Origin of the sequence: Mesorhizobium sp. B3-2-1 (assembly GCF_006439515.1) — a bacterium.
GTDB lineage: Bacteria > Pseudomonadota > Alphaproteobacteria > Rhizobiales > Rhizobiaceae > Mesorhizobium.
Map to the genome: position 1 here is coordinate 1 of NZ_VFTI01000002.1, position 25,497 is coordinate 25,497.

The 25,497-nt window shown below is 62.4% G+C and carries 22 protein-coding genes; 7 read left to right on the forward strand and 15 right to left on the reverse strand.

The window, feature by feature from the left end; genetic code table 11:
- The 9 genes from FJW08_RS01820 to FJW08_RS01870 form a co-directional block, all read right to left on the reverse strand.
- Positions 1–491 (reverse strand): outer membrane beta-barrel protein (locus FJW08_RS01820; protein ID WP_140808420.1); only part of this gene is annotated, 491 nt, incomplete at its 3' end.
- Between the two features lie 1,579 nt (positions 492–2,070).
- Positions 2,071–2,415: a DUF982 domain-containing protein gene (locus FJW08_RS01835; RefSeq protein WP_348642644.1), complete on the reverse strand. Its 345-nt coding sequence runs from the start codon at positions 2,413–2,415 to the stop codon at positions 2,071–2,073.
- Between the two features lie 83 nt (positions 2,416–2,498).
- Positions 2,499–3,485, reverse strand: coding sequence for an oligopeptide/dipeptide ABC transporter ATP-binding protein (locus tag FJW08_RS01840; RefSeq protein ID WP_140808875.1), 987 nt, complete (start codon positions 3,483–3,485; stop codon positions 2,499–2,501).
- Positions 3,486–3,493: 8 nt separating this feature from the next.
- The gene (locus FJW08_RS01845; protein WP_140808421.1) at positions 3,494–4,453 is read right to left on the reverse strand and encodes an ABC transporter ATP-binding protein; all 960 of its coding nucleotides are present in this window, start codon (positions 4,451–4,453) and stop codon (positions 3,494–3,496) included.
- On the reverse strand, positions 4,450–5,421 hold the full coding sequence (locus tag FJW08_RS01850; protein ID WP_140808422.1) for an ABC transporter permease: 972 nt from the start codon (positions 5,419–5,421) through the stop codon (positions 4,450–4,452). The genes FJW08_RS01845 and FJW08_RS01850 overlap by 4 nt, the downstream gene beginning before the upstream one ends.
- Complete coding sequence (locus FJW08_RS01855; RefSeq protein ID WP_140808424.1) at positions 5,421–6,437, reverse strand: ABC transporter permease; 1,017 nt, start codon at positions 6,435–6,437, stop codon at positions 5,421–5,423. Before FJW08_RS01855 ends, FJW08_RS01850 begins: the two co-directional genes overlap by 1 nt.
- A gap of 39 nt (positions 6,438–6,476) precedes the next feature.
- On the reverse strand, positions 6,477–8,138 hold the full coding sequence (locus FJW08_RS01860; RefSeq protein ID WP_140808425.1) for an ABC transporter substrate-binding protein: 1,662 nt from the start codon (positions 8,136–8,138) through the stop codon (positions 6,477–6,479).
- A gap of 18 nt (positions 8,139–8,156) precedes the next feature.
- Positions 8,157–9,062 (reverse strand): proline iminopeptidase-family hydrolase, encoded by a 906-nt coding sequence (locus FJW08_RS01865; RefSeq protein WP_140808426.1) that lies wholly within the window; start codon positions 9,060–9,062, stop codon positions 8,157–8,159.
- A gap of 38 nt (positions 9,063–9,100) precedes the next feature.
- Complete coding sequence (locus FJW08_RS01870) at positions 9,101–10,615, reverse strand: leucyl aminopeptidase (protein ID WP_140808427.1); 1,515 nt, start codon at positions 10,613–10,615, stop codon at positions 9,101–9,103.
- A 259-nt stretch (positions 10,616–10,874) separates the two neighbouring features.
- Between FJW08_RS01870 and FJW08_RS01875 the strand changes: the two genes are divergently transcribed.
- Both FJW08_RS01875 and FJW08_RS01880 read left to right on the forward strand, forming a co-directional pair.
- Positions 10,875–11,777, forward strand: a complete 903-nt coding sequence (locus FJW08_RS01875) for a LysR substrate-binding domain-containing protein (protein WP_140757435.1) — start codon at positions 10,875–10,877, stop codon at positions 11,775–11,777.
- Between the two features lie 246 nt (positions 11,778–12,023).
- Positions 12,024–13,481: an NCS1 family nucleobase:cation symporter-1 gene (locus FJW08_RS01880; protein WP_140808428.1), complete on the forward strand. Its 1,458-nt coding sequence runs from the start codon at positions 12,024–12,026 to the stop codon at positions 13,479–13,481.
- A 36-nt stretch (positions 13,482–13,517) separates the two neighbouring features.
- Here FJW08_RS01880 and FJW08_RS01885 read toward each other — a convergent pair whose 3' ends face one another.
- From FJW08_RS01885 to tpiA, 5 genes are all read right to left on the reverse strand, one after another.
- On the reverse strand, positions 13,518–14,057 hold the full coding sequence (locus FJW08_RS01885) for a DUF1697 domain-containing protein (RefSeq protein ID WP_140808429.1): 540 nt from the start codon (positions 14,055–14,057) through the stop codon (positions 13,518–13,520).
- Between the two features lie 8 nt (positions 14,058–14,065).
- Positions 14,066–15,703 carry a CTP synthase gene (locus FJW08_RS01890; RefSeq protein WP_140808430.1) on the reverse strand — a complete coding sequence of 546 codons (1,638 nt, stop codon included), beginning with the start codon at positions 15,701–15,703 and terminating at the stop codon, positions 14,066–14,068.
- Between the two features lie 301 nt (positions 15,704–16,004).
- Positions 16,005–17,135, reverse strand: a complete 1,131-nt coding sequence (locus FJW08_RS01895) for a L,D-transpeptidase (RefSeq protein ID WP_140808432.1) — start codon at positions 17,133–17,135, stop codon at positions 16,005–16,007.
- A 211-nt stretch (positions 17,136–17,346) separates the two neighbouring features.
- Positions 17,347–17,796: a preprotein translocase subunit SecG gene (gene secG, locus FJW08_RS01900; protein ID WP_140808433.1), complete on the reverse strand. Its 450-nt coding sequence runs from the start codon at positions 17,794–17,796 to the stop codon at positions 17,347–17,349.
- A 167-nt stretch (positions 17,797–17,963) separates the two neighbouring features.
- Positions 17,964–18,734, reverse strand: coding sequence for a triose-phosphate isomerase (gene tpiA, locus FJW08_RS01905; RefSeq protein WP_140757441.1), 771 nt, complete (start codon positions 18,732–18,734; stop codon positions 17,964–17,966).
- A 143-nt stretch (positions 18,735–18,877) separates the two neighbouring features.
- Between tpiA and FJW08_RS01910 the strand changes: the two genes are divergently transcribed.
- From FJW08_RS01910 to glp, 5 genes are all read left to right on the forward strand, one after another.
- The gene (locus FJW08_RS01910) at positions 18,878–20,770 is read left to right on the forward strand and encodes a SurA N-terminal domain-containing protein (RefSeq protein WP_140808434.1); all 1,893 of its coding nucleotides are present in this window, start codon (positions 18,878–18,880) and stop codon (positions 20,768–20,770) included.
- A complete protein-coding gene (gene trpD, locus FJW08_RS01915; RefSeq protein WP_140808436.1) occupies positions 20,767–21,777 on the forward strand; it encodes an anthranilate phosphoribosyltransferase in 1,011 nt (336 codons plus the stop codon). Before FJW08_RS01910 ends, trpD begins: the two co-directional genes overlap by 4 nt.
- 3 nt (positions 21,778–21,780) lie before the next feature.
- Positions 21,781–22,629 (forward strand): indole-3-glycerol phosphate synthase TrpC, encoded by an 849-nt coding sequence (gene trpC, locus FJW08_RS01920; RefSeq protein ID WP_140808438.1) that lies wholly within the window; start codon positions 21,781–21,783, stop codon positions 22,627–22,629.
- Between the two features lie 66 nt (positions 22,630–22,695).
- A complete protein-coding gene (moaC, locus tag FJW08_RS01925) occupies positions 22,696–23,178 on the forward strand; it encodes a cyclic pyranopterin monophosphate synthase MoaC (protein ID WP_140808440.1) in 483 nt (160 codons plus the stop codon).
- The gene (gene glp / locus FJW08_RS01930; protein ID WP_140808442.1) at positions 23,178–24,383 is read left to right on the forward strand and encodes a gephyrin-like molybdotransferase Glp; all 1,206 of its coding nucleotides are present in this window, start codon (positions 23,178–23,180) and stop codon (positions 24,381–24,383) included. Before moaC ends, glp begins: the two co-directional genes overlap by 1 nt.
- 46 nt (positions 24,384–24,429) lie before the next feature.
- Here glp and FJW08_RS01935 read toward each other — a convergent pair whose 3' ends face one another.
- The gene (locus FJW08_RS01935; protein ID WP_140808444.1) at positions 24,430–25,260 is read right to left on the reverse strand and encodes an alpha/beta hydrolase; all 831 of its coding nucleotides are present in this window, start codon (positions 25,258–25,260) and stop codon (positions 24,430–24,432) included.
- Between the last annotated feature and the right edge of the window lie 237 nt (positions 25,261–25,497).

Consider the following 25,497-nt stretch of genomic DNA (forward strand, 5'->3'; position numbering starts at 1 on the left):
ACCCGAGACCCACCCCCAAAAGATTGCAACAAAAGCTGCGTCTCGGCAAACTTGTACTTGCTGAATGCAACGCCGCCATCGCCATAGATAAGCACCCGATCGATTGCGTACCCAAGGCGTCCGCGCACCGAACCCAGATAGTCCTGCTTGGTTTGGCAAACCGACCCAGGCGTGGCCGGACATTGACTATCGCCCTTTACGGTAGAGCCAGCGAAGTTGCCCTCAATGCCAATGACGAATTGGTTGATCTGGAAGTTGTAGCCGATCTGGCCGCCGTACACGGCTCCGGACCCGTTTGTATTAAAGGGAACGAAGCCCGGAGAGGTTGCCGGCGACCAACGGCTGTCATTCCAGGCGCCACCGACTTGAGCGCCGACATAGAGGCCTGTCCATGAGTACGGCATGACGGCCACTGGCTCAACCAAGTCGGCCGCCAGGACTGGAGAAGAGGCTGCCAGAAACGCCGCGGAACAGATGAGCCTGAGTTTCATGCCTTCGTCTCCAAATCGTCAACTTCCAATTTGGCGCATTTTCCCATGAAAAGTCTGCGCTACTTTTGCAACAAGGTGAAATATTTACCGCCGGGCCACGCACCGGCCGGGCGTCGCTCCGTCGCCAGGCCTTTGATCTCCTTCAATCGCATGCTTCGCCCATATTAGCGGAAGCGCATAAGAGTTGCAGCCGACGCGACTAGGCAACAGCGCCGGTTAGGCCCGGTATTTGCTGGCCGCCCCCGCTCGCGAGTGCCGGGCCGCTGCAGAGGTGACGCTATGGGAACGTCGGCCTCCAGTCGCGGTTGAGCGCCTGCTGCTAGCCTTCGTAGTCAGGAGTGAGTGTGAAGAACACCGGCCGGCGGTCACGGCCCGCAGCCCTGCAATCCGAGCAGCCGAAGAGCCCGACGATCCGCGCTTGGACGAAGCGAGTACCGCGCCTGGAACGCCAGCAATGCTCCCCTTCGCAAACCGGTTTGGCAACGAGCTGGTCATGCCGGCTCGCGATCTCTGGCGCGACAGGTTCCGTAGCATACCTTAATGAATAGCCGCTCTCCGCACATGCGGGCAAGGTACCAGCGAGGAACGCCGATGTCGGTCAGGCCTTTTGTCCGGACTTCGCCCTTGTCGATAGCGAGCAAGACGGCGCGGTCGCGATCACGCTTTCGAACCCGCCGGAGGGCTTTGGCTTGGTTTTGAGGGGGATCGGCAGCTCATAGTTCGCAGTTTCGTCCGGCCCGGGGAGCCACTTCGAGTTGAACGCCGAACGCCGTGGGCCGCCTCTTACCCTCTCGTTTCCTCCAGACGTCCAAGAGCCTGCTGGAGCCTAGTTGTTCATCTGTACAAAACTGGCCGGTGGCGAACAGTGGATAGGCTAGCGCAAATGATCGCTCGGCAAGCGCGTATGCAATAGGGCGCGTTGAGCGGCAACTCGGCTAGTCTGTCGCAAGAACGAAAATGGAAGAGAAGCAGAACTTTCGTGTGCGATTTTTGCACACGACCTTCCGCAACCATCTGATATTACTTATCTATCTGCCCTGTCCATCATCGGGGCGATTGCGAGTTTTGCATTCAACATGTTGTTCGGATTGGTTTTCCAGGCGATCCGTCCAGGCGGATCGGGTTCTGCCGCGACATGTAGCGTATTTATTGCCGCAATCAAACTGTCTGCCGTCCTTGGTCATCAGCGTAGGTGCGGACGATTGCTTGCTAAACCAAGGAATCCTCGACCTGCCGGGTATGTCTGAGCCAATTGCGCCGGACCCCGTCTCAACAATGGAGTTACGGCGATGAGCGACCCGAGTCTGAGAAACCCGGTCTACGATCCGCAGGAGCCGTTGCCGATTGCGCGGCAAGATGCGGGCGACGTCGATGGTATGACGGCGCTGTTCGAACCGGATGGGGTGATCGACTGTGGCGGTGGATGGTTTCCGCGCGGCCACGAAGCCATTCGCAGCTACTATGCCGATGTCATCGCCTCCGGCCGCAGGTTTGCCGGGGACGGCTTGCCCCGAAGCGCAGCGCAAGCGACATCGCGCCCGCAACGGGCGCGATCCACCAACAGTAAAGGCCGCGGCGGCTACCGCCGCAGCGCGTGTATGCTTGCCTTGCTGTCGCTGCCCATCGGCAGAGCCGTGTCATCGTCGAGAAGCCGCGTGATCCGGGCAAAGCCGGTGAACGCCTTTCTTGCTTCCTCCGCCGACATCTGTCCCGACAAGGCGGCCGAGCAGCAATTCAGCGCGCACTGATACACAGGCCCGCGCCGTCCTGTCGGCCATTTGCGCAAGAAAACCATCGCCTCGGCGACGCTGTCCACTTCTTCTACAGGGTACCCCTGCCCGCGCGATATTCGCACGGGCGCAAAGAAATGCAGGTAGTCCATTGTTTCCTCCGGTCGATCGAGATGCGCTCGACCGAACCCCATGAAACGCGCCGCCCGGCGGTTGGTTCCATGCGAAAAACTGAATTTTTGAAGAATCTGGCGGTCGGATGGATGAGCGATGTCGCCTATACCGTCGGAAAGTGGCACGCCACCTTGCGGCCGGGCCTATACTCCCTCAGCTCCGGCCGCTCTGTGCGGCAGCGCTCAACCGCTATTGGGCATCGGGGATGGAACCGGCAGCCGGATGGCGGCTTGAGCGGGCTCGGTACGTCGCCTGTCAGGATGATCCGCTTGCGCGTCCCGCCGGGCGTAGTCTCGACGACGGGAACAGCCGAGATCAGCGCCTGGCTGTAAGGGTGGGCCGGGGCTGAAAACACCTCTTCCGCGAATCCTTCCTCGACGATCGAGCCGAGATACATGACCGCGATGCGGGTCGAGACCTGACGCACCACGGACAGGTCGTGGGCGATGAAGACATAGGTGAGGTCCAGCTTCTCCTGAAGGTCGGCAAGCAGGTTGACGATCTGCGCCTGTACGGACACGTCGAGCGCGGAGACCGGTTCGTCGAGAACGACGAGATCGGGATTGAGGGCGATGGCGCGCGCTATGCCGACACGCTGGCGCTGCCCGCCGGAGAATTCGTGGGGAAAGCGCATGACATGGTCCGGCAACAGTCCGACGAGGTCGAAGAGTTCCGCGACGCGGTTGGTGATCTCGCGCGACGAGAGCCTGCCATGGATGCGCAGCGGTTCGGCCACGAGATCGCCGACGCGCCGGCGCGGATTGAGCGAGGCCGACGGGTCCTGGAATACCATCTGCAGGCGCCGCCGCAGGGGCCTCAGTTCAGACAGCGACTTCGAGGTGATGTCGTCGCCTTCGAACAGAAGCTCACCGTCTGAAATGTCGTAGAGCCTAACCAGACAGCGCGCCAGCGTGGACTTGCCACATCCGGACTCCCCGACCAATCCGACGGTTTCTCCGCGCCGCACCGTCAGGGAGACATTGTCGACCGCGTGGACGGTTCGCCTGCCTTCGGCGGAAAAACGGGTGCCGATCGAGAAGCGCTTGCCGAGCGAGCGCGTTTCGAGGATTGGACGGTCGTTGTAGATCATCGGTCCGCTCATGTCTGCGCCACCCGAAAGCAGGCCGCCGCGTGCGTGGCGGCGCCAAGCTCGGGCTTGCCGGTTAGACAGGGTTCGTACCGGACCGGGCAACGCGGGCCGAAGGCACAGCCTTGCGGCAACCGCAGCAGCGATGGCGGTGACCCGGGGATGGCTGGCAGGCGGCGGGGTTTCGCACCAGTCAGCGGCGGGATCGAACCAAGCAATGCACGCGTATAGGGGTGTCGCGGGTCGGAAAACAACTCCGTGCGGCTGCCGCGTTCGACGATGCGGCCGGCATACATGACCATGACCCGATCGGCGAGTTCGGAGACCACGCCCATGTCATGCGTGATGAAGACGACGGCCGATTTGTGCGTGGCGCGCAGCTTGCGCACGAGATCGAGAATGCCGGCCTGCACGGTGACGTCGAGCGCCGTGGTCGGCTCGTCCGCCACCAGCAGCGCCGGGTTGCAGGACAGCGCCATCGCAATCACCGCCCGTTGGCGCATGCCGCCGGAGAGCTGATGCGGATAGCGCGACATCGCTTCGTGGGGGTTGGGGAAGTTCACCTCGGCCAGAAGTTCCTCCACCCGCTCCATTGCCTTCGATTTGCTGATGTTGCGATGCGCGCGGATCTGTTCGGCGATCTGCCAGCCGATGGTGTAGACCGGTGTCAGCGCCGTCATCGGATCCTGGAAGATCATCGCGATCTCGTTGCCCCGCAGGCGCCTGAGTTCGCGCGGCGGCAGTCCAACCAACTCGCGGCCCTTGTAGCGGATCGAGCCTTCGATGATTGCGTTGGGGTCGGTGACCAGGCCCATCACCGCAAGCAGCGACACTGTCTTGCCGGAGCCGGACTCGCCGACGACACCGAGAATTTCGCTTTCCGCGAGATCGAAGGAAACGCCATCGATGGCCCTCACAAGGCCGTCATCGGTCCGGAAGGATACCCGGAGATCACGCACCGACAATATCATGATGTCCTCAGGCGCGGATCGAGAAGGATGTAGACGAAATCGACAACCGCGTTGGCGACCACCACGAACATGGAAGCGTACATCACCGTCGCCATGATCATCGGCAGATCGAGGTTCTGCAGCGCGTCATAGGTGAGCTTGCCGATGCCGTGCAGGCCGAACACCACCTCGGTCAGCAGGGCCGAGCCGCCCACCAGCGCTCCGAAGTCGAGGCCGAACAAGGTGACGAAGGCGATGAGCGACGTGCGCAAGGCATGGCGCAGTAGGATGCGGGTCTCCGACAGGCCCTTGGCCCGGGCCGTGCGGATATAGTCTTCCTGCAGGGATTCGATGATGGCCGCTCGCAACACCCGCCCATAGATGCCGATGTAGAGGATGGCCAGCGTGATCCAGGGTATGACCAGCGTCAGGAACCAGCCTTTCGGATCGTCGGAAAAATTCTTGTAGCCGAGCGGCGGCACCCAGGAGAACGCCCAGCTGTCGTGGTAGCGGCTCTGGGTGATCAGGTTCATCACCTCTCCCAGCCAGTAGACCGGCATGGAAATGCCGAGCAGACCCAACGCCATCAGCAGCTTGTCCAGCCAGCTGTCGCGGGTGGCGGCGGCGACGATGCCGATCATGATCGAGACAACCACCCACAGGAGAGCCGCTCCGAACACCAGCGAGAGTGTGACGGGGATCGAATCCATGACCGCCGGCACCACCTTCCAGCCACGATTGACGAAGGAGGTCAGGTCGCCCGTGACGAAGATCTTCTCCATCATCTTCACATATTGCACGTAGAGCGGCCGGTCGAAGCCGAAGCTGTGGCGTACCGCCTCCAGCACCTCGGGCGATGCATTGCGGCCGGCGATGCGCGCCGCCGGGTCGGCCCCCGGCGTCGCGAAGAAGATCAAAAAGACGATGACCGAGATGCCGAACATCACGAACAGCATCTGACCGAAACGGCGCAGGATGGCGTAGATCATCAGTCGCGCCCCAGCCGAACCTTGGAGCGCGGGTCGAGCGCGTCGCGCAGGCCGTCGCCGAAGACATTGAGCGCCATCACGGAAACCGCGATCGCCAGGCCCGGTACAAGCGCCACCAACGGCCTGGTGTAAAGCAGCGCCTGGCCGTCCTGGATGATGGTGCCCCAACTCGCCGCGGGCGGCTGCACGCCGATCGACAGGAAGGAAAGCGCCGATTCCGTCAGCATGTTCAGTGCCATCATCAGCGGCACGAAGACGATCAGCGTGGTGGTGATGTTGGGCAGGATGTCGCGCCACAGGATCCGCGGCCCCGGCACCCCCAGATTGATCGCGGCAAGCACGAACTCGCTGTGGCGCAGCGACAGGACCTGCCCGCGTATCGGACGCGCCACGTAGGGTATGTAGACGATGCCGATGATGATGACCGGCAGCCACAGACTGCCGGACTCGATCTCGATCGGCCCGATCGAGATGCCTTGCGCGATGGTGACGATGGAAAGCGAAATCGCCAGGAGATAGATCGGAAACGCCCACAGCACATCCAGCAAGCGCGACAGCACCGTGTCGGTGAAGCCGCCGAAATATCCCGCGATCAATCCCGCCGCCGTGCCTAGAATCAGGGTGAAGATGGTGGCCGCCCCGGAGATCAGCAGCGAGCTCAGCCCGCCATAGAGCATCCGGGCCATGACATCGCGCCCCTGGCTGTCGGCGCCTAGGAAATAATTGCCGAGCCGCCATGTCGGCCCGAGCGGCGTGTAGCCGAGCCCGAGCCCCTCTGTCGATTGTTCCATCACCGGAACGTCGGCGCCGTCGATCTGGATGACGGCGTCGAGCGTCGAGGCGAAGGGGTCCACGCCAGCCCATTTCGCGTAGAGAGGCGCACTAAGGCAGGCTAGGACGATGAGGAGGAACACGGCCAGGGATGCCATTGCAGCCCTGTCCGTTGCCAGCTTCGCAAACGCGACGGCCCAAGGCCCTCGCGTCTTGCGCGGCATGGCGACAGCTTCGTTCGACACGGACGTGCCCCTCCGCGGTTCGTTACTGCACCCAGGCCATTACTGTACCCAGGATTGGGTGATCATCCAGTTGAACTGCCGGTTGAATTTGAAATTGCCAACGCGCTTGCTGACGAAGTCGAGCCGCTTCGGCGTGAAAAGGCCGACGGCCGGTGCCTTGTCCGTGACTTGCCTGTCGATTTCGGCCCACAATTTGTCGGCGGCTTTCTGGTCGGTCACGCCGAGGTCCAATGCCTTCTGCATCTTGGCGTCGATATCCTTGTCGCAGAAGCCGGCGATGTTGATCGAAGCGTCAGAACCCTCGCGGAAGGAGGCGCAGCTGAACAGGATGTTCAGGAAGTCCGAAGCCGCGGGATAGTCCTTGTACCATTGGGTGACGGACATCTGCACTTTGTTGTTGGTGTTCTGAATGTAGGTGAACTGGATGTTGGAAGAGATCGGCTTGACGTCGGCGACATAGCCGATGGTGGTCAGCACGCTCTGCAGATAGACGCCGATGGACCGTGAAATGGCCGTGTCCTCGACGATGATGGTCACCTTTTGGCCCTTGGTGCCCGATTCCTCGACGAGCTGCTTTGCCTTGTCGAGGTCAGGCGCCGACCATTTGGCGCCGGGGTTCTTGGTGAAGGGGCAGTAATCCTCGTGGCCGGGGAAGTCCGGAGGCAGGACCTGGCACACCGGCGAGGCCAGCACCTTACCGCCGAACAGCTTGACCAGCGTGTTGCGGTCGACCGCGTAGGCAACGGCCTGGCGCGCCTTTTCATTGTCGAACGGTGCCAGCCGATTGTTGAGCGGCGCATACCACCACGCCGAAAGCGGCGAGATGTGCAACTGGTCCATGGCCTTGGTGCCAAGCTCGCCAAGGCGATCGCTGGGGAGTGCGTCGAACATCCAGTCGGCTTCGCCGTTCTGGATCGCGGTGACGGCAGCTTCCTCGGAGAGGCCGAAATCATACTGGACGACATCAGGATAACCGTCCGGCTGGGCTTCCTCGCTCCACTGTTTGAAGTTGGGGTTGCGGGTCACCGTCATGCCTTTGTTGGGATCGAAGGCGGAGATCATGTAGGCGCCGGTGCTGGGAATGGGCTTGGAGCCCATGTCTTCCGCGGGCGTGTCCGCCGGCAGCACCACGGCGTGCGGCAAGGCGAGCTTGTAGAGAATCTCGGCGTCCGGCTTGGTGAGGTTCAACGTGACGGTGCCGGCCGCTTCGTCGCCCACAACCCCGCCTTCCAGCGTGCAGCTCTTGGTGTCGGCAAGGCATTTGTCGGCGCCGACGATGCCGGCATAAAATGTGCCAGAGGTCGGTCCGGAGACCTTGAAGATGCGCTGGAAGGAAGCAACGACGTCCTTCACGCCGAGATCCTTGCCGTCGGAGAACTTGATGCCCTTGCGCAGCTTGAAGGTGAAGGTCTTGCCGTCATTGCTGACCTGGGGCAGCGCCTCGGCCAGATCGGGAACGATGGTGAAGCCGTCCATGCCCTCGGCCTTGCGGAAGGCGACCAGGCCGTCATAGATCGGCTGATACATTTGCCAGCCCTGATCGGTGTAGTTGATATGCGGATCGAGCGTTCCGGCCGCCGAGCGGGCCAGCAGGCGAATAGTGCCGCCTCGGTGTTCCTTGAGATATTCGGCCTGTGCCGGAGCCAGCCACATGCCGGCCAGCAATGCCGCGGCCGACGCCGCCAAGAGCAATTTCTTCATGTCGTAGTTCCCCTTTTCTCAGTTGTCGTTGTCGTCCAGGAAGTCTCCCACCGCCCGCATGCATAGATCCTGCTCTTCGACATGCGGCATATGGCTGGAATGCTCGAATATCTGCCAGCGCGATCCCTTGATGCCGTCCTTGAAGGGCTGCACTGTCGCAGGCGTGGCCTCGTCGTAACGGCCGGAGATGATCAGCGTGGGAGCATCGATGGCAGGCAAGCGGTCGATGATGCTCCAGCTCTTCAGCGTGCCGATGACGTGGAATTCGTTCGGACCGTTCATGACGTTGTAAACGGTCGGATTGCGCACGACCTGGGCGAAAGTCTCAGTCACTTCGGGCGGGAACGGCACGACCCGGCAGACATGGCGCTCGTAGAACACCATCGTCGCTGCCTGGTAATCCGGATGATCCGTCGTGCCGGCCTGTTCGTGCCGGGTCAGCGTCTCCTGCACGTCCTTGGGCAGGTCGGCGCGCAGCCGGTTGGCCTCCTGTAGCCATAGCGTCATGGACGCCGCCGAGTTTGCGATGGTTAGCGACTTCAGGCCCTTCGGCCGCGTCACCCCATATTCAGCGCCCAACATGCCGCCCCAGCTCTGTCCGAGCACGTGGAAGCCGCCTCGGATCCCGAGATGATCGACGAGGTTTTCAAGTTCGTCGATGAACAGCCTGGGCGTCCAGAAATCGGCGCCTCTGTCAGGCAGCAAGGTGGAATTGCCGCAGCCCAGCTGGTCGTAGTGGATGACGGCACGGCCTCTTTGGGCAAGAAGCTTGTAGGCATCGACGTAATTATGCGCGGCGCCCGGCCCGCCATGCAGGATAACGACCGGAGCCTTGCCGGCATCGAGCTCGCCGCTGACCCGATACCAGGTTTCGTAGCCGCCGAAGCCGGCCCGCCCTTCCCTGGTGACGATTTCCGATGACATCCCCGCTCCTTGCGCGGTTGAAGACATGTTGCTTGTCACTAGTTCGCCTCCCGGCTGGACCGAACCCATTCTTCCAGCATCTGCACGCCGAACGCCGTGGCGCCTTGCCTGCCAAGGGGCCGATCCGTGTCGGCCAGTTCCTTGCCGGCAATGTCGAGATGCACCCAGGGCCGATCCTCGGTGAAGTGACGCAGGAACGCCGCGGCGTAGGGAGCGTCGCCGTCTTCCATGTCCTTGGCGTGATGCCGCAGGTCCGCGAACGGCGATTGCAGCCCCTCGTCATAAGCCCGGTCGAGCGGCAGCCGCCAGAACCGCTCGCCGACCGTTTCTCCGGCCGCGATCATCCGCGAGGCGATGGCATCGTCGGTGCTGAAAAGGCCGGCGAATACCGATCCGAGACCGCGCATCACCGAATAGGTCAAAGTGGCGAGATCGACGATCACCGACGGGTTGAAGCGTGAGGCGGCATAATAGAGGCAGTCGGCCAGGATCAGGCGCCCTTCCGCATCCGTGTCGAACACTTCCACGGTATGCCCGGACGCTGTCGTGATGATGTCGCGCGGCTTGAGCGCGGTGCCCGACGGCATGTTCTCGGCAATGCCGAGCACGCCGACCACGTGCACCGGGCTGCCTTGCCGGGCCAGCGCGATCAGCAGGCCGACCACCGCGGCCGCGCCGCCCATGTCGGCCTTCATGTCGAACATCTGCTCGCCGCGCTTTATGCAGAGACCACCGGAGTCAAAACAGACGCCCTTGCCGACGAAGGCCAGCGGCTGTGCGGGGGCACCCTTGCCGCGATAGCGCAGGACCGCGACGCGCGGCGGCCGGACCGAACCTGACCCCACGGCCAGGATCGCGTTCATGCCCAGTTCCCCAAGCCTTGCCGTATCGAGTATCTCGACGTCGATGCCAGCTTCGCGCAACGGCTCCAGATGATCGTGGAAATTGTCGGGATGGAGATGGTTCGGCGGCAGGTTGACCAGCGTGCGCGCATATTCGACGCCATCCGCGATGGCATTGATCCGCGCCAGCGCCGAATTCAGCTCCGGACCGCCGGCCCCGACCAGTTGCACTCGCAGGGTCCGATCGGCCCCCGCCCCTTGGCGCCGGTTGCGCATGTCGAAACGATAGCGCCGCAGCCGCATGCCAAGCGCTATTCTTGCCAGGATTTCCGCTCCCGGCAGACCTATGCCTGCAATAGGGTCCAGGACCAAGGTAGCCGCGCATTCCCCTTTGCCTTCCAGATGGGCAGCCAGCAGGCCGCCGGCGTGCGCCAAGGAGAGCGCGGTGACGGGCTCGGCCTTGCCCAGGGCAAGTACGATCACGCGACGGGCCGATACCGCCTGGGGGGCAATGACATCGATACAGGTGCCGGATTCGGCCAAGACGGTCGTATCGGCACATGCCCGGGAGAGGATCCCGCCCATTTCGGTATCCAGTGCCATTGCCCGCGGACCAAAGCCTGTCTGGGCAGTCTGCAAGATCACGACGACGGAGGTTTCCGCGGAAATCTCTTCCGCCGTTTCAAAGACCGGCACTGGCGATTGAGGCATAAGTGGGCGTTCTCCTCATCGTGGGCTTTGGCCGAAGCGCCGCTTGCAGCTTGCGCAATGCTTCGCCTGCCACCGGTGGAAGCCGGTCAAGCCGGTCGCCGCCGTTGGTGGAATGGTGCCGAAGTCCCCAAATAGTCGTTTTCGTAAGACGACTTAGTTGCTCTTCCCTCTTGGGTATCCCTGAACCGGCCAAGCGATCAAACGCCAATTTTGTCCATGTCGATTGACAAAAACTCAACTGACAATTCATGATCGCCCAATGGCCCTACCCTCACTCAATGGCATGCGCGCTTTCGAGGCCGCCGCACGTCTCGGCAGCGTCAAGGATGCAGCGGAAGAACTGCATTTGACGCCCTCTGCCATCAGCCGTCACATCCGTGCGCTTGAAAGGAATCTCGGTCAGGATTTGTTCGAGCGCGGCTTTCGTCAGATAACGCCGACCATCCGGGGCTCTTACTATGCACGCAGCCTCTCCGAGGCGTTCGAGGCCATCTGGCGCGCTACCGACGATGTCAGTCTCGCCAACGGCCCGAGCCACGGCAGGACCCAGCGTGTCCGGGTCCTGTGCGTGCCGGCAGTTCTGAACCTTTGGCTGGCGGACCGGTTGCCGAGCTTTCGCCGGCAGCATCCGGCCGTGGATCTGGAGATATCGACATCGGGCAAGCGGGCCAATTTCGATTTGGCCATCGTCGACGAGTTCGTCTACAAGGCCGGCCCGGCGCTGACGCTGCTGATCCCGCTGGTTCTGACGCCGGTCTGCGCGCCCTCGCTGCTCGACGGGCCGATGCCGCTGCGATCGCCCGCCGATCTGGTCAATCACCATCTGATCCACGAATGCGAGACCATGCGATGGAAGCGCTGGCTGGAGCAGGAAGGCGTCTTGGACACGACGCCGAAATCCAGCACGACGCTGGATGATTGCACGCTGATCATGCGCGAGGCGATCAATGGCGCTGGAATAGCGCTTGCCGACACGATGATGGCCCAGGATCTGCTGCAGCAGGGCAAGCTGGTCGCCCCGTTCAGCGCCCGCCACACCTATCCGGCCGGCATCTACCTGCATCAGCGTCGCAGCATAGGCAACAAGCCGGGTACCGGCCTGTTTCAGGATTGGCTGCTTTCCGAAGTCGAGGACCACAAGCGGGTCATGGCCATCGCCTAGGCTGTCTTACGGACGGAGTTGGAAACGCGGGTTCATCCAGCTCGAAGCCGTGGATCGAAGATTCGAATCGACAGACAGACCTGTTTCAAAATCGGCTCACCATCATAGCCCGTCGATAATGCCGGTTCGTATTGAATGTCTTTAAGGCCAAAGCCGGCAAATAGCTTGCTTGTCGGTTCCCCCGCGTCAGGCGTAACCTTGTTGGTCAACGCGTGAGGGCGCGTGATGTAAGAAGGGGACATTGCAATGACGATACAAGGCGCATCGCCTGACCTGTATAATGAAGACCTCGCTCCCGCCAAGGTTCGAAACTGGGGACCGTTCTCGATCTTCAACGTCTGGACGTCGGACGTCCATAGCCTGTGGGGCTACTACCTCGCCGCCAGCCTGTTTCTGTTCTGTGGCGGCTTCGTCAATTTCATCATCGCCATCGGCATCGGCTCGCTGATCATCTACGCGCTGATGAACATGGTCGGCTACGCCGGTGTGAAGACCGGTGTGCCCTACCCCGTGCTCGCCCGCGCCTCCTTCGGCATCTGGGGCGCCAACATTCCGGCACTGGTGCGCGCCGTCGTCGCCTGCTTCTGGTACGGCGCGCAGACAGCCGCCGCCTCCGGTGCGATCGTCGCATTGCTCATCCGCTCGCAATGGTTCGCCGATTTCAACGCCAATACCCATTTCCTCGGCCATTCCGGCCTGGAGGTGATCTGCTTCGTGGTCATATGGGCCCTGCAACTGCTGATCATCCAGAAAGGCATGGAAACGGTGCGCCGGTTCCAGGATTGGGCAGGCCCCGCCGTCTGGGTGATGATGCTGCTCCTGGCCGTTTATCTCTGCGTCAAATCCGGAACCTTCGCCTTCACCAGCGACATCCCGATGGACGTGCTTCTGGAAAAGACCAAGGACGCCGGCGTGCCTGGAACGCCGGGCTCGTGGACGTCGCTGTTCGCGGTGGCCGCGATCTGGGTGACCTATTTTTCGGCGCTCTATCTCAATTTCTGCGATTTCGCCCGCTATGCGCCCAATCAGGCGGCGTTGCGCAAGGGGAACATCTGGGGTCTGCCGGTCAACCTCATCCTGTTCTCGCTGGTCGCCGGCGTCACCACCATCGCCGCCTACGACGTCTACCATGAGGTGCTGCTGCACCCCGACCAGATCTCGGCCAAGTTCGACAGCCTGTTCCTAGCTGCCCTTGCCGCCTTGACGTTCGCGGTGGCGACCTTGGGTATCAATGTGGTGGCCAACTTCGTCTCACCTGCGTTCGACTTCTCCAACGTCTTCCCGCGTCAGATCGACTTCAAGAAGGGTGGCTACATCGCCGCCGTCATCGCGCTCGTTCTCTATCCCTTCGCACCGTGGGAAGGCAGTGCCGCCTCCTTCGTCAACGTCATCGGCGCGACGATGGGACCGATCTTCGGCGTGATGATGGTCGATTACTATCTGATCCGGAAGGGCGAGGTCGACGTCGAGGCGCTATATCGCGAGGACGGCGAGTTCCGCTTCCAGGGCGGCTGGCACGTCAATGCTTTCATCGCCGCCGGCATCGGCGCCATCTTCTCCTCGATCCTGCCGAACTTCACCAACTGGCTGCCGTCCTGGTGGGGTGTCTATGGCTGGTTCTTCGGCGTGGCGATCGCCGGCGTCATCTACTACGTGCTGCGCACCGCGGCCGTGGGTGCAGGCGCCAAGATAGCAAAAGCCTGAAAGGCATTTCTGGGGCGGCGCAACGCCGCCCCAGATTTATGCCCTTGTCATCTCGGCCAGCTTGCGCACCGTATTCCAGTTGCGCGAGGTTCCGATGCCCATGCGCTTGTGATTTGCGGCCGCAAGCAGCCGCGAGCTGGGCCTCTCCCGTGAAAAGACGACCCAGATGTCGCCGCCGACCAGAAGCACCTTCTCGTCCACTGCGGCATAAGCCTGAAAGCCCGATATGGCATCCTCGGCCACGGGTTTGCGCATCACGCGCACCACGACCTGGTCGCCGGCTTCCACCGACTCGCTCGGGAATGGATTGCCGTTTGCGAGTTTGCGCCAGTCTCCGGCGGCACGGACGATGATGTCGACATGGCGGCCAAAGGTCTGTTCGAAGGCGGATTCCAGCCGCTCCTCGAGTCCGGCCACCGAGATCTTCTCGCTCTCGAAAACCAGATTGCCGGTCGCCAACAGGGTGCGGACATTCTTCAGGCCAAGGCCTTCCGCCATCGCCTTGAGATCGGACATGACGACCCGCCGCCCCTCTCCCAGGGTGATGCTGTAGAGGAGCGCCACATAGGTCCGCATGGTAGCGATCAGACCAGCCGGCTCTGCTCCACCGCCGCCTCGATGAAGCTGGCGAACAGCGGATGCGGATCGAGAGGCCGGCTCTTCAGCTCGGGGTGATATTGCACGCCGATGAACCAGGGATGGTCGGGGTATTCGACCGTCTCCGGCAGCACACCGTCGGGCGACATGCCGGCAAAGACCAGCCCGCATTCCTCCAGGCGCTGCTTGTAGTCGATATTGACCTCGTAGCGGTGCCGGTGACGTTCGGAAATCTGGGTGTCGCCATAGATATCGGCGATCTTCGAGCCCTTGGCGAGCTCGGCCTGATAAGCGCCGAGCCGCATGGTACCGCCGAGATCGCCGCTCGCCCTACGCTTTTCCAGCATGTTGCCCTTCAGCCATTCGGTCATCAAACCGACAACTGGTTCCTTGGTCGGGCCGAATTCGGTCGACGAGGCATGTTCGACGCCGGCCAGCGATCGCGCCGCCTCGATGCAGGCCATCTGCATGCCGAAGCAGATGCCGAAATACGGCACCTTGCGCTCACGCGCGAATTTCGCCGCCAGGATCTTGCCTTCGGAGCCGCGTTCGCCGAAGCCGCCGGGCACGAGAATGCCGTGCACCTTCTCCAGCCAAGGCGTCGGGTCTTCCTTTTCGAAGATTTCCGATTCGATCCAGTCGAGCTTGACCTTGACGTGGTTGGCCAGCCCGCCATGCGAAAGCGCCTCGATCAGCGATTTGTAGGCGTCCTTGAGGCCGGTATACTTGCCGACGATGGCGATGGTGACCTCGCCCTCCGGATTGTGGATGCGGTTCGAGACCGCCTGCCACGGCTCCATGCGTGGCTTGGGCGCCGGGTCGATGCCGAAGGCGGCCAGCACTTCCGAATCGAGACCTTCCCTGTGATAGGCCATAGGCACGTCGTAGATATGCGGCACGTCGAGCGCCTGAATGACGGCGCTCTCCCTGACATTGCAGAACAACGACAGTTTGCGGCGCTCTTCCTTGGGGATGGCACGGTCGGCGCGCACCAGAAGAATATCCGGCGCAATGCCGATGCCGCGCAATTCCTTGACCGAATGCTGGGTCGGCTTGGTCTTCAGTTCACCCGCCGTCGGGATATAGGGCATCAAGGTCAGATGCACGTAGACAGCGTTGTTGCGCGGTAGATCGTTGCCGAGCTGGCGGATCGCCTCGAGGAACGGCATCGCCTCGATGTCGCCGACCGTGCCGCCGATCTCGCACAGCACGAAATCATAGTCGTCATTGCCGTCGAGGACGAAGTTCTTGATCTCGTCGGTAACGTGCGGGATGACCTGCACGGTCGCGCCGAGATAGTCGCCACGCCGCTCGCGCTCGATGATGTTCTTGTAGATACGCCCGGTGGTGATGTTGTCCTGCTGATTGGCGGAACGGCCGGTGAAGCGCTCGTAATGACCAAGGTCGAGGTCGGTCTCGGCACCATCATCGGTGACGAACACTTCGCCATGCTGGTACGGCGACATCGTGCCGGGATCGACATTGAGGTAGGGGTCGAGTTTTTTGATGCGTGCGCGATAACCTCGCGCCTGCAGGAGAGCCCCAAGGGCCGCTGCGGCAATGCCTTTTCCAAGTGAGGAAACCACGCCGCCTGTGATGAATACATATCGCGCCATGGGAGTCATCGCTTAACGCGGCCTGATTGATTCCGCCAGAGAAAAAACCGCCGCGAAGGCTTTTTCCCAAAAAGGCGCTCGGACCATGATTCCCGAAAAGTGGAATCCGGTTTTCGGACGGGATCACGACCAAACGGGTTTGATCGGGACCTTAGAGCAATTCCAGAAAAAGCGCGCAGCGGCTTTCCGTCCGGAATTGACATAAAAACAAAGACTTGGAGCGAGTCGGCGATTCTATCAAACGTTGGACCGCTCCAAGCAAAACAAAAGGGCCGGCTGAGCCGGCCCTTTCGGCATGATGATGGAAACGTCAGATGATGACGACTTTGGTGCCGACGCGGACGCGGCTGTAGAGATCCATGACGTGCTCGTTCATCATACGGAAGCAGCCATTGGAGGCGCTGGTGCCGATAGACTGCGGCGCGATGGTGCCGTGGATACGCAGATGCGTGTCCTTCTTACCGTCATAGAGATAGATGGCGCGGGCGCCGAGCGGATTCTGGCCACCGCCGGCCATGCCGTCCTTGTACTGGCCATAGTGCTTGGGCTCGCGCTTCTGCATGTCGAGCGTCGGGATCCAGCGCGGCCATTCCTGCTTGTCGCCGACCGCGACCGTGCCCTTGAACTGCAGGCCTTCGCGACCGACCGCGATGGCGTAGCGACGCGCGGTCGTGGACGATTCGACGAGATAGAGCCGGCGAGCGCTGGTGTCGATGACGATTGTACCGGCATCATAGCCCGTGAATTCCACGTCCTGAGGCACGAATTCCGGCTTTACCTTGAACGGCTTCTTGGCGTTCTTCTGTGCAAGCGCCGAGTCGAGCGCGCGTGTCTCGGGCAGATAGCTGATCGATGAGCCTGATAAGGTTCCACCGAACAGACCAGCAAACAGACCGCCGCTCGACCGCTTCTGGCCACCGACGACCTCGCTGCGCAATTCGCCATTGTTACCGGTCAAAGCGACATTCATCGCCTCGGCCGGGATCGGCTCGGCCGACTGGATCGGCGTGACCGGTTCAATCGGCTCGATGACCTTGATGGTCTTCTTGGCCGGTTTGGCATCGGCCACTTCAGATGCTGATGCTTTCTGGCCCTTGCTGGCCAGGAATGCCTTCCGGTCCGCGTCAGCCCTGGCTTTCGCCGCTTCGCGCATCGCCAGCTTCCTGGCTTCGAGCGCCTTGGCTTTGGCGCCTTCCTTGCCAGCGGCGATCTTGGCCTCGATCTTCTTGATCTGGGCGAGATCGTCCGGTGTCGGGTTTTTCTTCTTCTTGAGAAGCTTCAACTGCGCCGCATCGCTCTTGGCCGCGACGGGGATGGCGTCAGTTTTTTCAAGCGACACCGACTGTTGTGCGGCCATGTTTGCCGGCATGCCGGCGAAGGCCGGGGAACTCATGCCGATTGCGGCGCAAAGTCCCAGGAAAATGAAGCTGCGAAGCTGCATGGCGAAGATCCGATCGTTCAATGCTTGTTGCCCACGGCGTCGCCCGACGTCCCCCAAGGACGCCGAAAATGCCGCGTGCAATCTATAGTCGAATAAGCGCGGATGCCTCAAGCGCGAGACCGCACTGCCGCCCGTCGAATCTTCGTGATCGCGCAGCATTTGCCGCGACTGTGTTCAAACGATCACAGATCGCGGTTTGGAAACGTGGAGGTTACTGGTTCGGAACCTGAGGCGCCGCCGGCGCGGTGCTGGTGGTCCCATTGGTCGTTGGCGCGGTGGCCGGGGCCGTTGCCGGAGGCTTTGCCGCGGCGTCGTTTCCGGACGGCGGCGTCGGCGTGGCGTTGCCGGCGGGTGCCGGCGTGGTCTTACCCGGCAGTTGGTTGAGCACGCCCTTGCCGTCCGAGGTCGTGGGAACCCGATCGAGAATGTCGATCGGCTTCTCGCCGTAGCGGGCAATGATCGACAAGGTCAGCGAGGTCACGAAGAACGCAGCCGCCAGGATCGCCGTCGCCCGGGTCAAAGCGTTGGCGGCGCCGCGCGCCGTCATGAAGCCCGATCCGCCACCAATGCCGAGACCGCCGCCTTCGGAGCGCTGCAGCAGCACCACGCCGACAAGGGCGAGCACGACCATTAGATGGATGACGATCAGTACGGTTTGCATAGTTTATCCTGGCAAGGCCTTGCCCGGCCGCGGACACGACCGGTGAATTGGAGGCGGCTCAATACAATGCTTTCACGGCATTTCCAAGCCCGTGGCCGGAATATGGGAAGCAACGCGCCCTTTGCAACGAATTTGGACGGGACGAGAGCCGCCCATCCTCGTGAATCTCAGCCTGCAATGCTGCGATAGGCTTCGGCGATATCCAGGAAATCAGCCGCTTTCAGGCTGGCGCCGCCGACCAGCGCGCCATCGACATTCCGGACGCCCAGCAGTTCCACCGCGTTGGACGGCTTGACCGATCCGCCATAGAGAATGCGCATTCTAGCAGCGGCGGTCCCCAGCTTTTCCGACAGCTTTTCGCGGATATGCGCATGCGCTTCAGCCACATCGGCGGCGGTTGGCGTCAGGCCGGTGCCGATCGCCCACACTGGCTCATAGGCAATGACGGTGTTGGAGTGCGTCGCGCTTGGCGGCACCGAGCCGGCCACCTGGCGCGACAGCACCTCCAGCGTGGCTCCAGCCTCACGCTCCTGCCGCGTCTCGCCGATGCAAACGATGGCCACCAGCCCGGCACGCCAGGCCGCGGCGGCCTTGGCCTGGACCGTCGCGTCGTCCTCGCCCCTTTGTTCGCGGCATTCGGAGTGACCGACAATGACATGGCTCGCGCCCGCGTCCTTCAGCATCTCCGCGGAAATACAGCCGGTATAGGCGCCGCTTTCCTTGCTATGGCAGTCCTCACCGCCGGCATGGACAGGCGTGCGTGACAGGATCTCCGCGGCATGGGAAAGCAGCGTCGCGGGAACGCAGACCAGTGCTTCGGTCTCGGCGTCGAGCCCGCTCATGAAACCGTTGCCGATCATCCTGAGCTCGTTCAGCGAGGCGCTGGTGCCGTTCATTTTCCAGTTGCCGGCGACAAGCGGGCGAATTCCTGGCGTCATGGTGTGCTTCTCCGGGCGATATCAGGCTCTGGCCCTCACTACCAAAATCAGGCCACAAAGCAATCGACAGTGGGCCGGAAGGGCGCTATTGCGCTTGTTTCAGACTCGGCGCACGCGAAAATGCGCATAAATCGGAAGTAACCATGCTTGGTGTATTGAGAAACGCGGCGGGTACCTGGGTCGCGAAGACACTGCTTTCGCTACTGGTGGTCAGTTTCGCCGCCTGGGGCATCTCTGGACGGCTGATGGGTGGCTTTGCGGGCCACGATTCGGTGATAACCGCTGGTGGCACCAAGGTATCGATCAACGAATACCGCCTTGCCTATGACCGCCAGCTCGCCGTCATGTCGCAGCAGTTCGGTCAGCGCCTCACTCACGAACAGGCAAAGGCGCTGGGCATCGACAACCAGGTGCTGGCGCAACTCGTTTCCGGTGCCGTTCTCGACGAACAGGCACGCAAGCTGGGCCTCGGCCTGTCCAAGGACCGGCTGGCCGAACTCACCCGCGAAGATCCGGCGTTCAAGGGCCCTGGCGGTCAGTTCGACCGACGGACATTCGACTACATGCTGCACGAGGTCGGCATGCGGCCCGAGGATTACCTGAAGAACCGCGCCCAGGTGGCGGTGCGCCAGCAGATCGTCGAGGCGGTCTCGGACGGCCTCAAGGCCCCGGACACGTTCTTCAAGGCGGTCGCGCTCTACCGCGGCGAAGACCGCACCGTCGACTATTTGACGCTGCCAAAGACGCTGGTCGAGCCGATCGAGGCGCCGAGCGACAGCGTGCTCCAGGCCTATTTCGAGGCCAACAAGAAAACCTATGCCGCACCTGAATACCGCAAATTCTCCTATGTCCGCCTGGAACCGGTGGACATCATGGATACGACCGCGGTCACCGACCAGCAGGTCAGTGACGACTACAACAAGAACAAGGCACGCTACACCACGCCCGAAATGCGCACCATCGAGCAGCTTGTGTTCAAGACGCCGGATGCCGCCAAGGCAGCGCTTGATTCGCTCAAGGCCGGCGCCACCTTCGACAAGCTGGTGACCGCCGAAGGCAAGACTCCGGCCGACACGCTGCTTGGCACACTCGCCAAGGACAAGATCGCTGACAAGGCTGTTGCCGATGCCGCCTTCGCGCTCAACGTCAATGAAGTCAGCCAGGTCGTTCAGGGTACCTTCGGTCCAGTGCTGCTGCGCGTGACCGAGATCAAGCCCGAGGTGGTGAAGCCGCTCGCCGAAGTGTCCGACCAGATCCGCAAGGACCTGGCGCTGGGTGAAGCAAGCCGCATCCTTTTGGACGTGCATGACAACTACGAAGACACCCGTGCATCGGGCAGCTCGCTGGCCGACGCGGCCGCCAAATTGAAGCTTAAGGACATCACCGTCGATGCCGTCGATCGCAGTGGCCTGAGGCCCGATGGCTCGATCGTCAAGGACCTGCCGGAATCGCCGTCGCTGATCAAGGCCGTCTTTGATGCGGAACCCAACACCGAAAACGAGGCGCTGACCACGGCGGACAATGGCTTCGTCTTCTATGAGGTCGGTTCGATCACGCCGGCCCGCGACCGCACTCTTGATGAGGTGCGCCAGAAAGTTGTCGCCGACTGGACGGCGGCCGAGACCACCAAGCGGCTCGCCGCCAAGGCGGGCGAACTCGAGAAGCGCCTCAAGGCCGGCGCCACGCTCGACGTCATCGCCGGTGACCTCAAGCTGGAAAAGCAGACCAAGCGCGGCTTGAAGCGCGAAGCCGATGACGCCGATTTCGGCAAGCAAGGCGCCGCCGTGATGTTCGGCGTCGGCGAAGGCGGCACCGGCTTGATCCCCTCGCCCACTGGCGACGGCCAGATCCTGTTCAAGGTTGCCGAAGTGTTCGAACCGGCCGGCGCCGACGCCAGCTCGGTGCCGGACGAGGCGCAGAAATCATTCACCTCCGGCATGTCCGACGACCTGCTCGATCAATTGGTGGCGCAGTTGCAGACGCAGTACGACGTCCGCATCGACCAAGCCGCCGTTGCCCAAGCCTCGACAAGATGAGCGCGCTGAAAGCCCATATCGCCAAGGTCGCGACCGGTACCGCCCTGTCCTTCGAGGAGGCCTGCGAGGCCTTCGACATCATCATGTCGGGCGATGCGACCCCAGGGCAGATCGGCGGCTTCCTGATGGCGTTGCGCGTGCGCGGCGAAACGGTGAACGAGATTTCGGGTGCTGTCGCCACCATGCGCGCCAAAATGCTGCGCGTCGATGCCCCTGATGGCGCCATCGACATCGTCGGCACCGGCGGCGACAATTCGCACTCGGTCAACATCTCGACGGCTTCCGCCTTCGTCATTGCCGGCAGCGGCGTGCCGGTCGCCAAGCACGGCAACCGCGGTCTGTCCTCGTTGACCGGCGCGGCCGACGTGCTGATTGCCCTCGGCGTCAAGATCGACATAGCGCCGGAGATTATTGGCAAGTGCATCCATGAAGCCGGCGTCGGCTTCATGTTCGCGCCGGCGCACCACCCGGCGATGAAGCATGTCGGTCCGGTTCGCGGCGAGCTTGGCACGCGCACCATCTTCAACCTGCTCGGACCGCTTTCCAACCCGGCCAGCGTCAAACGGCAGATGGTCGGCGTGTTCATGCCGGAATGGATCATGCCGGTGGCGGAAACGCTGAAGGCGCTCGGCACCGAACATGCCTGGGTCGCCCATGGCGATGGCTATGACGAGATCACCACCACCGGCGAGACGCAGGTCGCCGAACTGGTTGGCGGCGAAATCCGCAGCTTTACGCTGACCCCGGAAGAGGTTGGACTGAAGCGCCATACCAAGGATGAGCTGCGCGGCGGCGATGCCGCCTACAATGCCAAAGCCTTGCGCGACATGCTGCGTGGCGCCGCCGGCGCCTACCGCGACACGGTGTTGATGAATGCCGGCGCCGGACTGGTGATTGCGGGCAAGGCGACGACGCTCCGCGACGGCATCGCCATTGCCGCGCAGGCGATCGACAGCGGCCGGGCGCTGCAGGTGCTCGACCGGCTGGTCGAAATTTCGAACGGGTGAACCGTGTCTGACATTCTGCGCAAGATCGAAGCCTACAAGCGCGACGAGATCGCAGCCGCCAAGGCGCGCGTGTCGCTGGCCGAGATCAAGGCGCGCGCAAAAGACGCGGACGTACCGCGCGGCTTTCTCGCGGCGCTCGAAGCGAAGCGCAGATCGGGCGGCTTCGCACTGATCGCCGAGATCAAGAAGGCAAGTCCATCCAAAGGGTTGATCCGTGCCGATTTCGATCCGCCGAGCCTGGCCAGGGCCTATGAAAAAGGCGGCGCGGCCTGCCTTTCCGTGCTGACCGATGCGCCCTCCTTTCAGGGCGCGCCGGAATTCCTCACCACGGCAAGAGCCGCCGTCGCCCTGCCCGCGCTGCGCAAGGATTTCCTGTTCGACCCCTACCAGGTCTACGAGGCGCGGGCCTGGGGCGCGGACGCCATTTTGATCATCATGGCCAGCGTCGATGACGCTATGGCCAGCCAACTCGAATCTACCGCGTTCGAGCTCGGCATGGATGCCTTGATCGAGGTGCACGACGAGGCCGAGACGGAGCGCGCGCTGAAACTGTCATCGCAATTGATCGGCATCAACAACCGCAATCTGCGGACATTCGAGACCAGCCTCGATACGTCGGAGCGGCTGCGGGCGATGGTGCCGGGTGGTCATTTGCTGGTCAGCGAAAGCGGCATCTTCTCGCATGACGATTGCCTTAGACTGCAAAGGATGGACATCGGCGCCTTCCTGGTGGGCGAGAGCTTGATGCGCCAACGGGATGTGACCGCTGCAACGCGCTTGCTGCTCACGGGCAAGGCGTCCGATGCATCGGCCCGAAAATCGGAATCGACTTTCGGAGAGCACGATGCATAGAGTCAAAGTGATAGAGCGCACTTTGTGCGTCCGAATGGACGCACGTCGCTCCATGGCGATTTGACGATGGCGGCCGGCCTCACTCATCTCGGTGCGCAGGGCGAGGCCAACATGGTCGATGTCGGCGACAAGGACGAGACGACGCGCACCGCGATTGCCGAAGGTTTCGTCTCGATGCGGCCAGAGACGTTGAAGACCATCCTCGCCGGCAATGCCAAGAAAGGCGATGTGCTCGGCACCGCGCGCATCGCCGGCATCATGGCGGCGAAGAAGACGCATGAGTTGATCCCGCTCTGCCATCCCCTGCTGTTGACCAAGGTTTCCGTCGACATCGAGCCTGACCATGCGCTGCCCGGCCTGAAAGTCACGGCATTGGCTCGTGTCAGCGGCAAGACAGGCGTCGAGATGGAAGCGTTGACCGCCGCGTCGGTGGCTTGCCTGACCATCTACGACATGGCCAAAGCCGTTGACCGCGCCATGGTCATCTCAGGCGTCCGGCTGGTCGAAAAGACCGGCGGCAAGTCCGGCGACTACAAGGCAGGTGCCTGATGGCGCTGGTTCCGGTCGCCGAGGCGCTCGAACGCCTCCTCGACGGCGCCATGCCGCTGGCCGGCGAAAGCGTCCCTCTCATCGAGGCGGTCGACCGTGTGCTGGCGCAACCGGTCGTGGCGCTACGCACCCAGCCGCCCTTCAACGCTTCGGCCATGGACGGCTATGCGGTGCGAACCGCCGATGTCGCGTCGGTACCGTCGAAACTCTCGGTGATCGGCATGGCGCCGGCCGGGCGTGGCTTTGACGGTACGGTCGGCCAGGCACAGGCCGTGCGCATCTTCACCGGCGCACCGCTGCCTGAAGGCGCCGACACCATCGTCATCCAGGAGAATGTCCGGGATATCGGCGGTGGCAACATCGAGGTGATCGAGCCCACCACAGAGTGGCGTAACATCCGCCGCATCGGTCTCGATTTTTCCAAGGGCGACGTCGTGCTGGAAAAGGGGCGCGCGCTCGACCCGGCGGCACTGTCGCTGGCGGCATCGGCCAATCATCCCCAGGTGAGCGTGGTGAAACGGCCGCTGGTCGCCATCATCGCCACCGGTGACGAGCTGTTGCCGCCCGGAAGCGAACTCGGGCCGGACCAGATCATCTCGTCCAACGCTTATGGCGTCGTCGCGGCAGCACAATCGGTCGGTGCCCGCGCGCTCGATCTCGGTATTGCCGCCGACCGCAAGGACGCCATCGCCGGCCTGGTCAGGAAAGCGGTCGCGGCGGGCGCCGATGTCATCGTCACGCTGGGCGGCGCCTCGGTCGGCGACCACGACCTGATCCATGACGTGTTGACCGGCGAAGGCATGACCCTCGGCTTCTGGAAGATCGCCATGCGCCCCGGCAAGCCGCTGATGTTCGGACGCCTCGGCGATATCAGATGCATCGGCCTGCCCGGCAACCCGGTGGCCAGCCTGGTCTGTTCGCAATTGTTCCTGATGCCGCTTCTGGCAAGACTGGGCGGCCGCGCCTACCGTCAGGCCATCCGCCCGGCGCGGTTGGGCACCGCAATGCCGGCCAACGACCTGCGCCAGGATTATGTGCGGGCGGTGGTCAGGGAAGACCACGGCGAAATGGTAGCAACGCCGTTCGGCATCCAGGATTCTTCGATGCTGAGGATGCTTGCCGACGCCAACGGGCTGGTCGTACGCGCGCCTTTTGCCCCTGCATCTGTTGCCGGAGACGCTTGCAGCGTTCTGATGTTACGCTGAAGAATTTTCCGATAATGAGCTGATAAGAAGATAAAAATGATCTCGGCTATTCCGAGATCAAGGTTCGCGTCAGCGCGTGCGCAGGGTCGGCAAGGCCATCGACAACATCGTAATGATGCCGGTCGGGTTCGACCACGGCGCTGGTGGTGGCACCAAGCCCGGTCCAGATGTTGGCCAGCAACGCATTCTGGCGCAGAAATTCCGAGCGTTCACCCCCTCCGACCCAGCAAGTGATGCGGACACCATCCATGGGCCGTAGCAGTGCCGGGCTTTCCGTCAGCGCCTCATGCTCGTCGATCTTCAGCACCGCGTTCATGTCCGTGCGCATCAGCGGACGCAAATCATGCAAGCCTGAAATCGAAACGACATGGCGTATGCGCCTTGCAACATCTGGGACCAGAGGCGCTGTTTCGGTCACCATGCGGCTGGCGAGATGTCCACCGGCCGAATGTCCGGTCAGCATCAGTGGTCCCCCGACCATGGTCGCCGCCTTGCCGATCGCCGCCCCGATTTCGCTGACAATGCCGGCGATGCGTATGTCCGGGCATTGCGTATAGGACGGCATCGCCACGGCGAAGCCGTTGCCGACCCCGCCACCGGCGAGGTGCGACCACAAGCTCTTGTCGGTCTCCATCCAATAGCCGCCATGGATGAACACCACGAGTCCTCTGGGAGCGCTATTGGGAAGGAAAAGGTCGAACCGATTGCGCGGCCGATCACCATAGGCGATGTCGAGCCGTGCCCGGCCCTGCGCCGACAGTGCGTCACGAAACGCTTGCGCGGGTTCCGCCCAGGCGGCCGGCCAACGGTCGCTGCCGGCGATATTGGCGCCGTTGGCGTAGGCATTGTCCCAGTCGGCAATGCGATGGTCGAGCATCGGCACCCTCCCCGAAGCGGCATCGTTTCAACACTAGCAATGGCCGCCGCCACGTCTTGCGTCAATGCTCCACGGCAAAACATTTTAGGCTTGAAGCAAATTTCGAGTGGTGCGATCCTGCCTACGGAACAGCCGACAAAATGGGAGGTCCGCTGTGCTGTCCGAACGTGTCGATGGTGACCTTTCCGGTGGCATGTCGACAAGGTGTTTTCCGGCCGCACGAAGCCTTTCGCGAGA

Coding starts and splice junctions, on each gene's coding strand:
- tpiA (WP_140757441.1), bottom strand. CDS start 18,734: ATGACGCCAGGAATTCGCCCGCTTGTCGCCGGCAACTGGAAAATGAAC.
- FJW08_RS01895 (WP_140808432.1), bottom strand. CDS start 17,135: ATGCAGCTTCGCAGCTTCATTTTCCTGGGACTTTGCGCCGCAATCGGC.
- FJW08_RS01880 (WP_140808428.1), top strand. CDS start 12,024: ATGACGATACAAGGCGCATCGCCTGACCTGTATAATGAAGACCTCGCT.
- FJW08_RS01935 (WP_140808444.1), bottom strand. CDS start 25,260: ATGCTCGACCATCGCATTGCCGACTGGGACAATGCCTACGCCAACGGC.
- FJW08_RS01890 (WP_140808430.1), bottom strand. CDS start 15,703: ATGACTCCCATGGCGCGATATGTATTCATCACAGGCGGCGTGGTTTCC.
- FJW08_RS01835 (WP_348642644.1), bottom strand. CDS start 2,415: ATGGGGTTCGGTCGAGCGCATCTCGATCGACCGGAGGAAACAATGGAC.
- FJW08_RS01885 (WP_140808429.1), bottom strand. CDS start 14,057: ATGCGGACCTATGTGGCGCTCCTCTACAGCATCACCCTGGGAGAGGGG.
- secG (WP_140808433.1), bottom strand. CDS start 17,796: ATGCAAACCGTACTGATCGTCATCCATCTAATGGTCGTGCTCGCCCTT.
- trpD (WP_140808436.1), top strand. CDS start 20,767: ATGAGCGCGCTGAAAGCCCATATCGCCAAGGTCGCGACCGGTACCGCC.
- FJW08_RS01845 (WP_140808421.1), bottom strand. CDS start 4,453: ATGATATTGTCGGTGCGTGATCTCCGGGTATCCTTCCGGACCGATGAC.
- FJW08_RS01910 (WP_140808434.1), top strand. CDS start 18,878: ATGCTTGGTGTATTGAGAAACGCGGCGGGTACCTGGGTCGCGAAGACA.
- FJW08_RS01870 (WP_140808427.1), bottom strand. CDS start 10,615: ATGCCTCAATCGCCAGTGCCGGTCTTTGAAACGGCGGAAGAGATTTCC.
- FJW08_RS01865 (WP_140808426.1), bottom strand. CDS start 9,062: ATGTCATCGGAAATCGTCACCAGGGAAGGGCGGGCCGGCTTCGGCGGC.
- FJW08_RS01875 (WP_140757435.1), top strand. CDS start 10,875: ATGGCCCTACCCTCACTCAATGGCATGCGCGCTTTCGAGGCCGCCGCA.
- FJW08_RS01860 (WP_140808425.1), bottom strand. CDS start 8,138: ATGAAGAAATTGCTCTTGGCGGCGTCGGCCGCGGCATTGCTGGCCGGC.
- FJW08_RS01840 (WP_140808875.1), bottom strand. CDS start 3,485: ATGATCTACAACGACCGTCCAATCCTCGAAACGCGCTCGCTCGGCAAG.
- moaC (WP_140808440.1), top strand. CDS start 22,696: ATGGCGGCCGGCCTCACTCATCTCGGTGCGCAGGGCGAGGCCAACATG.
- FJW08_RS01850 (WP_140808422.1), bottom strand. CDS start 5,421: ATGATCTACGCCATCCTGCGCCGTTTCGGTCAGATGCTGTTCGTGATG.
- glp (WP_140808442.1), top strand. CDS start 23,178: ATGGCGCTGGTTCCGGTCGCCGAGGCGCTCGAACGCCTCCTCGACGGC.